A 13,486-nucleotide genomic window follows, 5' to 3' on the forward strand; every position below is an offset into this window, starting at 1 on the left:
AGCGGCATGGCACCCCACAGCGGTACCGAGGTCGGCGGCACGCTAGTCGACCTGTTGACGTCCCGTACCGGCAGCGACCGGGGCTACACCTACGTGTCCGGGTCCAGCCGCCACCGGCTCGGGTTCGCCGACCTCGACCGCCGGGCCCGGGCGATCGGTGCGGAACTGCTCGCCCGGGGCCTGCGCGGTGAGCGGGTGCTGCTGGTCTACCCGCCCGGTCTGGAGTACGTCTCGGCGTTCTTCGGCTGCCTGTACGCCGGCGTGGTGGCGGTTCCGGTCTTCCCGCCGGACCCGGCCCGGCTGGAACGCAGCCTGCCCCGGCTGATCGCCGTCGCCGCGGACGCCGCCCCCGCCGCCGCCCTGACCACCGAGGACCTGGTGGACCTTGGCGCCGGTCTGGCCAGCCTGGCCGATGTTCCGGCACTGACCTGGATCGCCACCGACGCGCTGCCCGACTCGGCCGCCGCCGACTGGCGCCGACCGCCGATCACGCCCGCGACGACCGCCTTCCTCCAGTACACCTCCGGGTCGACGACGGCCCCCCGGGGCGTCGTCGTCAGCCACGCCAACCTCCGCCACAACCTGGAGTTGATCCGCTCGTCGTTCGCGACCACCCCCCGGTCCCGGGGGATGAGCTGGCTTCCGCTCTACCACGACATGGGACTGATCGGTGGCATCCTGCAACCGCTCTACGTGGACTTCGACATGGTCCTCGCCTCCCCGCTGGAGTTCCTCACCGATCCGCTGAGCTGGCTGGACACCATCGCCGCGCAGCACATCACCGCCAGCGGCGGGCCGAACTTCGCGTACGACCTGTGTGTCCGCCGCTTCGACCCGCAGCGCTGCGTGGACCTGGACCTCAGCGGCTGGCAGGTAGCTTTCAGCGGGTCGGAGCCGATTCACGCCGGGGTGCTCGAAAGGTTCGCGGCGACCTTCGCCCCCTACGGCTTCCGGCCCACCGCCTTCCTGCCCTGCTACGGGCTGGCGGAGGCCACCCTCATCGTGACCGGCGCGCCCGCCGGGCAGGGTGCCGTACACCACCGGGTCGACTCCGGGGCGCTCGCCACGGGGTTGGCCCGGCCACCACGCGACGACGACCCTGCTACCACGCTGGTCGGTTCCGGTCGGCCGCTGGGCGACCAGACCGTCGCGATCGTCGATCCGGCCACCGGCGCCGAACGCGGCGACGGTCAGGTCGGCGAGATCCAGGTCCACGGGCCGAGCGTCTGCGCGGGCTACTGGCGCACGCCGGCGGAACACGAGGTGTTCGTCGAGCGGGCCGGCCGCCTCTTCCTACGGACCGGGGATCTCGGTTTCCTGCTCGACGGAGAACTGTTCGTCACCGGCCGCTCCAGCGATGTCATCGTGGTGCGGGGCCGCAACCTCTACCCGCAGGACATCGAGCTGACCGCCGTCACCGCGGCGGCCGGGGTCCGGCCGGGCTGTGTCGCCGCCTTCCCGGTCACCGTCGAGGAGACCGAAGGCGTCGTGGTGGTCGCCGAGCGGAACGCGGATGCCCTACCGGCAGACGCCGAGGCGGCCCACCGGATCCGGCAACTCGTCGGCACCGTCCACGACGCCCCGGTCCACGAGGTCGTCTTCGTCTCCCGGGGGACCGTCCCCAAGACCTCCAGCGGGAAGACCCAACGCCGGGAGACCGCCGCCCGGTACCGCGCGGGCACCCTCGACGTCGTCCACCGTGACGCCGGCGGGCCGGCGGTCACCGGGCCGCCCGCGGACGGCGCCGGGCCGCCCGCCCGGCCCCGCACCGCCACCGAGCTGACCGAGCACCTGATCGGGCTGGTCGGCCGGGCCACCGGCGGCGGCACCGGTCAGATCACCGCCGCGGACCGGCTCGACGCGGTGGGACTGGACTCCCTCGCCTCGGCGCAACTGCTGCACGACCTCGAACGTCTCACCGGCGTCCACCTCGACCTGCGCGGCCTGCTCCAGCCCTGGTCGATCGCCGACCTCGCGGAACACCTCGCCGGCCGGCTCGCCGACCGGGACGCCGGCCCGGCCGACGACGACGGCGGCACCCCGATCTCCCCCGGCGTCGAGGCGCTGTGGTACCTGCACCGGCTCGACCCCACGTCGACCGCGTACCACCTGGCGAGGGCGTTCACCATCGACGGAGGAGCACCTGACGCGGACGCCCTCGACCGGACACTGCGCCGGTTGCTCACCCGGCATCCGGCGCTACGGTCCTGCTACCCCGAGCAGGACGGCGCGCCCGTGGCCGCCGAGGCGGAGCTACCGCCCCGGCTGCTCGACGAGGTGACCTGCGCCTCCGCCGACCTCGACGCCGAACTTGCCAGCCGGGCCCGGGAACCGTTCGACCTGACCCGGGGTCCCCTGGTGCGGGCCTGCCTGCTCACCCCGACCGTCGGCCCTCCGGTGCTGTTGCTGGCCGCGCATCACATCACCACGGACCTGTGGTCGGCAGCGGTCCTCCTCGACGAACTACGCCGGATCTACCCGGCCGAGGCCACCGGTACGGCGGTCGACCTGCCCGAGCCGGGTGACCACCGGCGGGCCGTGCGCCGGCTCGTCGCCACCCCGGCCCGCCGGAACGAGTCGCGGCGGTACTGGGCAGACGCGCTCGCCGGCGATCCGGCCGCGCTCACCCTGCCGGCCCTGGCCGTCGGCGGCACCGACCCGGCGACACCGACGATGATCCAGGGAGTGCTGACGGGGCCGGTCGTCGACCAGGTCACCGCGCTGGCCGTGAGCGCCCGTACCACCCCGTACGTGGTGCTGCTCTCTGCCTTCCAGGTGCTGCTGCACCGATTCACCGGTCAAACCGATCTGCTGGTGGGCTCACCGGCCGCGCTGCACCGGGACGCCGCCTCCGCGACGACCGTCGGCTACCTGCTCAACACCGTGGTGCACCGGGCCGACCTGAGCGGCAACCCCACCTTCACCGACCTGCTGGCGACGAACGCGGCGCGCGTCGCCGCCGCCCTCGACCACCGTGACCACCCCTACGCGGAGGTGGTCCGCGATCTGCGGGCAGCCGGTGGAAATGGCTCGGCCCTCCCGGTCCAGGCGATGTTCGTGCTGGAGCAGGCGCCGGGGGGAGCGGCGGTCGCCGCACTGGCGATGGAGGATCCAGCCACCCCGCTGGCGCTCGGCGCGCTGCGCCTCACCCCCCGGCCGCTGCCCCGCCACGCCGCCACCGCCGACCTGGTGCTCCGGGCCGCCCCGGTTCCCCGCCGCCTGCTCCTCGCCTGGGAGTACGAGCCGACGGCGGTGTCGGCCAGCGCGGTCGACGACCTGGCCGCCGGATACGAACTGCTGCTCACCGCGCTGGTCGAACGACCCGACCTGCCGATCGGCGCGATGCCGGCGACCACCCGCCCGCAGAGCGCCACCTGGAGCGGCCCCGACGAGCCGCCGCCCCCGGCCGACGTACGACTGCACGAGCTGATCCTCGCCCACGCCACGCGGACCCCGCAGGCCGTGGCGGTCCGCTGCGGTGACACCGCCCTCAGCTACGCCGCCCTGGATGTGGAAAGCGCCGCGCTGGCCGGGCGGCTGCGGGCCGCCGGGGTGGGGCCGGGTCATCGGGTCGGCATCCACCTGCCCCGCTCACCGCAGGCGATCGTCGCCATCCTGGCCACGCTGCGCGCCGGCGGCGCGTACGTCGCCGTCGACCCGGCCGCCCCGCCGGCCCGCGTACGCCACATCCTGGGTGACGCCGGTATCACCGTGCTGGTCACCGACCTGCCGGTGCCCGACGACGGTCCGGCCGCCCCGACCGTGCTGCGGCCCGACGGGCTCGACGGGCCGGGCGCGGACGAGAACGGGCAGGGACCCCGGCCGGGCCCCGACGACCTGGCGTACGTGATGTACACCTCCGGCTCCACCGGCCGGCCGAAGGGCATCGAGGTCAGCCACGACAACCTGCTCCACTCCACGTTCGCCCGTCTCGGCTACTTCCCCGACCGGGTGCGCAGCTTCCTGCTCATCTCCTCGCTCGGCTTCGACAGCTCGGTGGCCGGTCTCTTCTGGACCCTGCTCGAAGGCGGCACGCTGGTGCTCCCCGACCCGGAGCGGGACCAGGACCCGGGTCACCACCGGGAACTGCTGCACCGGCACCGCGTGTCGCACTTCGAGAGCGTGCCGTCGCTCTACCTCGACCTGCTCGACCTGCTTCCCGCCGGTCACCTGCCCGAACTGCGGTCGGTGGTGCTCGCGGGTGAGTCCTGCCCGACCACCGTCGCCGACCGGCACCGCGAGGTGCTGCCGCAGGCCCGGCTGGTCAACGAGTACGGGCCGACCGAGGCCACCGTGTGGTGCACCGCCTACCGGGTGGACGGCTCCTCGACCCGGCCGACACTGCCGATCGGCCGACCGGTGGGGCATTACCGGATCTACCTGCTGGACGGGTACGGCCACCCGGCGCCCGCCGGCACCGTCGGGGAGATCCACATCGGTGGTGCGGGGGTGGCCCGGGGCTACCACGACCTGCCGGCCGCCACCGCCGAGCGGTTCCTCCCGGACCCGTTCGGGGACGTGCCCGGAGCCCGCATGTACCGCACCGGCGACCTGGGCCGGCGACTGCCCGACGGGAACATCGAGTTCGTCGGGCGGGCCGACATGCAACTCAAGATCAGGGGGGTCCGGATCGAGCCCGCCGAGATCGAGGCGGCGCTGACCGACCATCCCACCGTCGCCGCCGCCGTGGTACGCGGGATCGAGGGCCTCGACCGGGACCACGCGCTCGTCGCCTACCTGGTCGACCGCAACGGCGCCGAGCGGGCCGACGACCACACGCTCCGGTCCTTCCTGCGCGGCCGTGTCCTGCCGGCGATGGTTCCGGCGGTCTTCGTGCACCTCGACGAACTGCCGCTCACCCGGCACGGCAAGGTCGACCTCAGCGCCCTGCCGGCGGTGACCGTGGCCGGTCCCACCTCGGCACCCCCGCCGGCCGACGACCAGGTCGCCACCCTCGTCGCCGGCACCGTCGCCGATCTCCTCGGGGTGGAGCGGGTCGGCCGCGACGACGACTTCTTCGCCCTCGGCGGGCACTCGTTGCTGGTCACCCGGCTCACCGCCCGCCTGCGCGCGATCTTCGGGGTGGAACTTGAACTCCGTGCGGTCTTCACCGATCCGACCGTCACGGGCCTCGCCGCCGCGGTGCGGCAACGGCTGACCGACGACGTACCGGCCGACGCGGGACCGGTGCGCCGCGCCGATCCGGAGCCGGCCCTCCTGTCGTACACCCAGCAGCGGCTGTGGTTCCTCAACGAACTGCTGCCCGGCAACGTGGCGTACCACATCCCGGTCGCGGTCCGGCTCCGCGGCGAGCTCGACCGCGTCGCCCTGGACGCCGCGCTGACCGGGGTCGCCGCCCGGCACGAGGCGCTGCGGACCACGTTCCGGCTGGTCGGCACCGCACCCGTGCAGTGGGTCGACCCGCCCGCGCCGATCCGGGTGCCGATCAGCGAGGTGCCGGCGGACGACCGGCTCGGCCGGCTGGCCGAGGCACTGCAGGCGCATGCCCGTACCCCCCTCGACCTGGCCGAGGGACCCCTGTGGACGGCCCGCCTGTTCCGGCTCGACCGCACCGACCACGTGCTGTCGATCGTCCTGCACCACAGCATCGCCGACGGCTGGTCGCTTGGCGTCCTGACCGACGAACTGGCCAGCGCGTACCCGGAGCTGTGCGCCGGTCGACCCGACCCGGTGCCCACTCCGCCGGTGCAGTACCCCGACTTCGCCGCCTGGCAGCGCGCCACGCTGACACCGGAGTCGCTGCGCCCGCACCTGCTGCGCTGGACCCGGGTGCTGGCCGACGTGCCGCCGCAGCGGCTGCCCACCGATCGGCCCCGACCGGCGGTGCAGAGCTTCGCCGGGGCGGTCCTGCCGTGGCAGCTCGACGCCGCGACGACCGCGGCGGTGCGCGACGTCGCGCAGCAGGGCCGGGCCACCGTGTTCATGGTGCTGCTGAGCGCCTTCGGGCTGGTCCTCGCCGGCCACGGCGACGTCGACGACGTGGTGGTCGGCACCCCGATCTCCGGTCGCAACCGGGTCGAGACCGAGCAGCTCATCGGGTTCTTCGCCAACACGCTGCCGCTACGGCTGGACCTGTCCGGCGACCCCACCTTCACGGAGCTGACCGGCCGGGTCCGGGAGACGGTACTGGACGCCTCGCTGGGGCAGGACGTGCCGTTCGAGCTGCTGGTCGAATCGGTGCAGCCGGACCGGGACCTGGGCCGCAACCCCCTGTTCCAGGTGGTGTTCGCCTGGCAGAACGCGCCCCGCCCGCACCTACGCCTGGGTGACCTCGACCTGGAACTGCTCGACGTGACCACCGGTACGGCGAAGTTCGACCTGACCGTGTCGCTGTGGGAGGAGGGCGACCGGATCCGCGGCACCGTCGAGTACAACCGGGACCTCTTCGACGAGTCCACCGTCGCCGGACTCGGCGGGGAACTGGTCGCCCTGCTGCGCCGGGCCACCGCTCACCCGGCGCTGCCGGCGAGCGTCCTGACCCGCGCCGCGGATCCGGCACCGCCGGTGGCCGGCGCGACGGCGCCGCCGGCGGACTGGACGCTCGACGTGCTGCTCGCCGACGGCGTCCGGGACGGCGGCACGTCGACCGCCGTGCTCACCGGCGCCGGTCCGACCAGCTACGCCGATCTGGCCGGGCTGGTGCGCAAGCGAGTCGCCGAGCTGCGCGGCACCGGGGTGACCGCGGGCAGCAGGGTCGGCTCGTGTGAGGGCTCCGACCTCGACCGGCTGGTGACCCTGCTGGCGGTGCTGGCCCTCGACGCCACCGTGATACCCATGCCCGTCGAACGCCCCGGGTGGTGGCACGACCAGGTCACCGGAGACGCGGCACCGACCGCGTTGAGCGGACCGGACGGGGTACGCGCCGGGCCCGCGCCGGTGGGGGAGCCGGAGCCCGGCCCGGCATGGCTGCGCTACTCCACCGCCGGCACCCGCCAACAGATTCTCCGGTACGCCGCGCTCCGCCGGACCGTTCCCGCCCTGCGCGCGGAGCTGGGCGTCGGCCCCGCCGACCGGGTCCGGGTCGACGGCCCGACGGATGCGCCCGAGACGGTCTGGGCCGCCCTCGTCGCGCTGAGCGCGGGGGCGACGCTGCTCCTCGGCGGCGCCGGCGAACCGACCGTCGCCGTCGGCCGGGCCGCCGACCCGACCGCCCCCGGCATCCACGTGGTGCACACCGGAGACCGGCCGCCGGCCACGCCGACGGCGCTGTTCGTCCCGCTGGACCCCAGCAGTGGGGAGCCGTCGAGTGCGTTCACCCGGGACGCCCACGGCCGGTGGCTCGGACATCCGCTGCCCGGCTGCTGCCTGGTCGTGCAGGACCGGTTCGGGCAGCCCGCCGGTGTCCGCCGCAGGGGCACGGTGCACCGGGTCGACGGCGGCGAATCCACCGGCGCCCTCGCCCGGGTCTGCGACGACGCACGACTGGAGTGGCTCGGCTCCACCATCGACGACGGCGGATCCGACGGCGAGGAGGTGCCGTACGTGCCACCCCGCAGCCCGGTCGAGGAGGTACTGGTCGAGGTCTGGCAGTCGGCGCTCGCCGACGACGACCTCGGGGTGCACGACGACTTCTTCGCCCTCGGCGGGCACTCGCTGCTGGCCACCCGGATCATCGCCGAGGTGCGGGAGATCTTCCAGGTGGACGTGCCGCTGCGGGTCTTCTTCGAAGAGCCCACCGTCGAGGGCCTCGCGGCGGCACTGACCGCCAGGGAGGCCAGTCCGGGTCAGACCGAGCAGATTGCCCGGATCTGGCAGCAGGTGCAGGACGAGCTGACCGACGAGGACCTGGTGGGCGCGCCGTGACCCGGCCGCCGCGCCGCCGCGCCGCGCCGACCCCGGAGCAGCGGGCCCGTTTCCAGGCCCGACTGCGTGACGCCGGCGTCTCGGTACGGGCCGGCGGGCCGACCGCCGACCCGGATCGCGGCCGGCACTTCCCACTAACCGATGCGCAACTGCGGTTCTGGCTGCTCGAACAGATCGACCCGGGCAATCCGGCATACCACATGGCCGTCCCGGTCCGCCTGAGCGGCCACCTGGACGTCACGGCCCTGCATCGTGCGGTGCGGATGCTGGTCGCCCGGCACGAGGCGCTCCGGACGGTGTTCGGCGCCGCCGACGGCACCCCGTGGCAGCGGGTCGTCTCCGATCCCGCGGTGGTGCTGACCGTCGACGACCTCTGCCGGCACGACCTGCCGGAGCGCGACCGGGTCGCCGAACGGATCGCCACGGCGGAGGCGACCGCCGCATTCGACCTCGGTGCCGGTCCGCTGCTGCGGGTCCGCCTGGTCCGGCTCGCCGAGGACCGGTACGACCTGCTGATCACCATGCACCACATCGTCGGCGACGGCTGGTCGGTGGCGATCGTGGTACGGGAGCTGTCCGAGTGCTACACCGCGGTGGTCGAGGACCGGGAACCTCGGTTGGCGCCCCTGCCGGTGCAGTACCCCGACTGGGCAGTGTGGCAGCGCCGCCAACTCGACAGTGGCGCCCACGCCGCCGCGCTGGCGTACTGGCGGGAACGGCTGGCCGACGTCGCGCCGCTCGGCCTGCCGCACGACGCCGCCCGGCCGGTCACCCGGACGTTCAGCGGTGGGCAGCGGGAGTTCCACCTCGACGAGGCGATGGCACACGGCATCCGCGCGTTCGGGCAGCAGGCCGGGGCCAGCCCGTTCGTGGTGCTGCTCGCCGCCCTGGCCGTACTGCTGAGCCGCCAGACCGGGCGCCGTGACCTACTGGTCGGCACCCCGGTGGCCGGACGTGACCACCCCGACACCGCACCGCTGGTCGGTTGCTTCCTCAATCTGGTGGCGGTGCGCTGCGATCTGCACGGTGACCCCACCTTCGGCGAGGTCGTCGACCGGGTCCGGCAGGAGACCCTGCGCGCGTTCGAGCACCAGCAGGTGCCCTTCGAGCGGGTCCAGGCCGAGCTGGGTCGCTCCGGCGACCTGGATCGCGCCCCCCTGTTCGAGGTACTGCTGAACATGGTCAATGTTCCGGCGGCGGTGGCTGAGATGCCGGGCGTGGCCGCGGAGTTCGGCGAGCCGCAGAACGTCGGCGCGAAGTTCGACCTCACCGTTTACGTGCAGGAACATTCCACCGGCTACCGGCTGTCGGTGCTCTACAACACCGATCTCTTCCACGCCGACCGGATCGCCGCGCTGATGCGGCAGTGGCAGACCGTCCTGCGGCAGGGACTCGCCGATCCGCGCCGCCAGGTCGACCTGATCGACCTGCGCGACGTGCCGGGTGGCCCGCCGGCCGAACCGGCCGTCCCGGCCGCGACGCCCGCGCCCACCGTACCGGCGCAGGTGGCCCTCGCCGTGACCGCACGTCCCGAGGCCGTCGCGGTCTCCGGTCGCGGCGTCGACCTGACCTATGGTGAACTCGACCACCGGGCCGGCCAGGTGGCCGCCCGGCTGCGCCGGGCGGGGCTGCGACCTGGTGACCGGGTGGTTGTGCTGGCCCGGCGCACCCCGGAACTGCCGGTGGCACTGCTCGGCATCTGGCGGGCCGGTGGCGTCTGCGTGGTACTCGACGCCGACGCCCCGGAATCGGCCCTGGCCGCCTGCGTCGACGTCGCCGCACCGGTCGCCGCCCTCGGCTGCGGGGCGCCCACGACGGCCCTGCCGGGCGTCGGTCTGCCGGTGATTCCGCTCGCCGACGGTCCGCGCTGGCTGCTGACCGACGAGCCGGCGGTGGACCAGGAGGTCGTGGTCACCCCGGACGACGTGGCCTACCTGGCTTTCACCACCGGCAGCACCGCCCGGCCGAGGGCGGTGCTGGGCACCCACGGACCGCTGGGGCACTTCCTCCGGTGGCAACGCGAGCGCTTCACGCTCACGGTGGCGGACCGCACGGCGCTGCTCGCCGGGATCGGCCACGACCCGTTGCTGCGGGACCTCTTCGCCCCGCTGACCGTCGGGGCCACCCTCTGCCTGCCGCCCGGCGACGTCCTCGCCGAGATGGCGGACCTCGCCGGGTGGCTTCACGAGGCCACGGTGAAGGTCGTACACATCACTCCGGCGCTGGCCACGATCCTGGCGGCCACGGCACCGGCCGGGCTGCGCCTGCCGCTGCGCCTGGTGTTCCTCGGCGGCGACCTGCTCACCCGCGACGTGCTGGCGCGACTGCGGGCGGTGGCCCCGCAGGCGGCCCTCGTGAACGTCTACGGGGCCACCGAGACACCCCAGGTGATGAGCTGGCACGACACCGACCGGGACCAGCGGGACCCGGTGCCGGTGGGCGTCGGCGTCGACGGTGTGCGCATGGCGGTGCACGACCGGTACGGCCGGCCGTGCGGCATCGGTGAGTTGGGCGAGATCGTGGTGCGGACCCGGCACCTCACCCTCGGCTACGTCGGGGATCCGGCTGCCACCGCCGACCGGTTCCGACCCGACCCCGCCGGGTCCGGGACGCGCCTCTTCCGCACCGCGGACCTGGGCCGGATCGGGCCGGACGGGGCGGTGGAGTTCGCCGGGCGGACGACGACCGCCAAGATCCGGGGGATCCGGGTCGAGCCGGCCGAGGTGGAGGCGACCCTGCGGAACCATCCGCAGGTGGCCGACGTCGGTGTGCTGGTGACCGGGACCGGGCCGGACGCCGCGCTGGTCGCGTGCGTGGTGCCGACCGGCGGAGACGGGATCGACCCGGCCGCGCTCGCTGCCTGGCTCGGACAGCGGACGACCTCCGGCCTGGTGCCGGACCGCGTCGTCCTGGTCGACGCCCTGCCCCGGGCCGGCTCGGGCAAGCTGGTCCGATCTCGACTGGCCGGGCTGCTACCGGCCGAGGCGGCACCGGACACGCCGGAGCCACCGGTGGGGGAGACGGAACGGCTCGTCGCCGAAGAGGTGGCGACGCTGCTCGGTCAGCCGGTGACCGACCGGGACAGCTCATTCTTCGGGCTCGGCGGGGACTCGGTGCGGGCCATGCAGCTCGCGGCGCGGTTGCGTGACTCACTCGGCCGGGACGTGCCGGTGCGGTGGGTGTTCGAGCATCCCACGGTGGCCGCGCTCGCCGCGCACCTCGACACCGTCACCGGACAGGATTCCGACGGCCGGCCGCCGCTGCGGTCGACCCCGCCGCAGCAACCGGCGCCCCTGACCCCCGCCCAGCAACGCCTGTGGTTCCTGCACCAACTCGACCCCGCAAGCCCCGCCTACAACATCCCCACCGCCATCGACCTCACCGGCGCACTGGACCACACCGCCCTGCACCACGCCCTGATCGATCTCACCGACCGCCACCAGATCCTGCGCACCACCATCACCCCCACCGAGCCACCCACCCAACACCTCAACCCGCCCCCCACCCGACCCGTCACCGTCCACACCCTGCCCCCGCACACCGACGCCACCAGCTACCTCACCCACCTGGCCCAGCAACCCTTCGACCTCACCACCGACCACCCCCTGCGCACCCACCTCGTCACCACCGACCACGACCACCACCACCTCCTGCTCACCGTCCACCACATCGCCGCCGACGCCTGGTCCATGGGCCTGCTCATCACCGACCTCGCCGCCCTCTACCACCACCACCGCACCGGCCAACCCCACCACCTGCCCACCCCCACCCACCAGTACCGCGACTACGCCCACTGGACCCACCACCCCCACCACCACACCCGACACCAACACCACCGCACCTACTGGACCCACCACCTCGCCAACACCCCCACCCTCGACCTCCCCACCGACCACCCCCACCACCCCACCGACGGGGTGCCCGCCGGCAGCGTCCCGATCACGATCGACGGTGCGCTCACCGAGCGGCTGCACGAACTCGGCCGGGCGCACGGCGCGACCCTGTTCATGGTTCTGCTGGCCGCCTTCCAGACCGTCCTGGCGCGAACCAGCGGGCAGGACGACATCGCGGTCGGCACCCCGGTGGCCAACCGCGAGGCTCCCGGCACCGCCGACCTGGTCGGCTTCTTCGCCAGTACGCTCGTCATGCGGACCAGCACGGCCGGCGACCCCAGCTTCACCGAGCTGCTGGGCCAGGTCCGCGAGACCTGTCTCGCCGCGTACGCCCACCAGGACGTCGCCTTCGAGGAGGTAGTCGCCGACCTGGGCGTCGAGCGGGACCTGACCCGGCACCCGGTCTTCCAGGTGATGCTGGCCGTGCAGAACGTCCCGTCGCCCGACCCGCAGGTCGCCGGCCTCACCCTGACCCCGCGACCGCTGCCGGTGACGGCGGCCAAGTTCGAGCTGGTGTTGAACCTGGCGGAGACCGATGGCGGCATCGCCGGTGACCTGACCTACCGCAGCGACCTGTTCGCACCCGACCGGGTGACGCGTCTGGTGGAGCAGCTTCGGCACGTGCTGCGCACCGCCGCCGACCACCCGGACCGGCCGGTGGGTGCCCTGCTGCCCCCGCCGGCCGAACTGGCCCTGCTGCGGTCCTGGAACGACACCGCCACCGACCTGCCCGCCGCGCTCGTCCACCAGCTCGTCGCCGCGCAGGCGGCCCGTACCCCGCACCGGGTTGCTGTCCTGGCCGAGGACGGCGAACTGAGCTACGCCGAGCTCGACGCCGCCGCCAACCGCCTCGCCCGGCATCTCGTCGACCGGGGGCTCGGCGCCGAGTCGCCGGTGGCACTGCTGATCGAACGGGGTCGACACCTGCCGATGGCGATGCTCGCGGTCCTCAAGGCGGGTGGCTGCTACCTACCGATCGACCCGGCCGAGGCGGCCGGCCGCCGTGACCTGCTGCTGCGCTCCGGCGTCACCGCCGTGCTCTGTGCCACCGAGGCGACGCGGGAGGCTGTCGCCGGTCTCGGTCTGCCGGTCGTCGACGTCACCGCGCCGGATCCGTACGGCCGCGCCGACGATCCCCAGGTGCCCATCGATCCCGACCAGCTCGCGTACCTGATGAGCACCTCCGGGTCGACCGGTGCCCCCAAGCAGGTGATGATCACCCACCGGGCGCTCGCCAACCACATGCTCTGGATGCGTGCGGCGTTCCCGCTCACCGCCGAGGACCGGCTGCTCCAGAAGACCCCGTGCGGCTTCGACGCCTCGGTCTGGGAGTTCTATGCGCCCCTCGTCGCCGGGGCCACGCTGGTCATGGCCCGGCCGGACGGGCACCGGGACCCGGCGTACCTGGTGCGGGCCTGCGCCACCCAGCGGATCACCGTCCTGCAGATGGTGCCCTCCATGTTGGACGTGCTGCTGGGTACGCCAGGCTTCGCGCAGTTGACCGAGCTGCGTCAGGTCTTCGTCGGCGGTGAGACGTTGCCGCCGAGGCTACGTGACCGGTTCCACCGGGTGAGCGGCGCGACACTGGTCAACCTGTACGGGCCGGCGGAGACCTGCATCCAGGTGACGTCCTGGACGGCCGACCCGGCATTCGACGCTCACCTGCCGAGCCCGATCGGGGTTCCGGTGTGGAACACGGTGGTTCATGTGTTGGATCGGTTTCTGCGGCCGGTGCCGATCGGTGTGGTGGGGGAGTTGTACGTCGGTGG

The 13,486-nt window shown here is 73.8% G+C and carries 2 protein-coding genes; both read left to right on the forward strand.

Going from position 1 to position 13,486, the window contains the following annotated elements; genetic code table 11:
• The first annotated feature begins 6 nt into the window (after positions 1 to 6).
• Positions 7 to 7,824, forward strand: a complete 7,818-nt coding sequence (locus tag GA0070215_RS26505) for a non-ribosomal peptide synthetase (protein ID WP_091051244.1) — start codon at positions 7 to 9, stop codon at positions 7,822 to 7,824.
• A partial coding sequence (locus tag GA0070215_RS26510; RefSeq protein WP_091051249.1) for a non-ribosomal peptide synthetase occupies positions 7,821 to 13,486 on the forward strand: 5,666 nt, incomplete at its 3' end. The genes GA0070215_RS26505 and GA0070215_RS26510, both read left to right, overlap by 4 nt.

Source organism: Micromonospora marina, from assembly GCF_900091565.1.
Classification (GTDB): Bacteria; Actinomycetota; Actinomycetes; order Mycobacteriales; family Micromonosporaceae; genus Micromonospora; species Micromonospora marina.

Excerpts from the sequence above, each read along its gene's own strand:
- GA0070215_RS26505 (WP_091051244.1), top strand. The coding sequence starts at position 7 with ATGGCACCCCACAGCGGTACCGAGGTCGGCGGCACGCTAGTCGACCTG.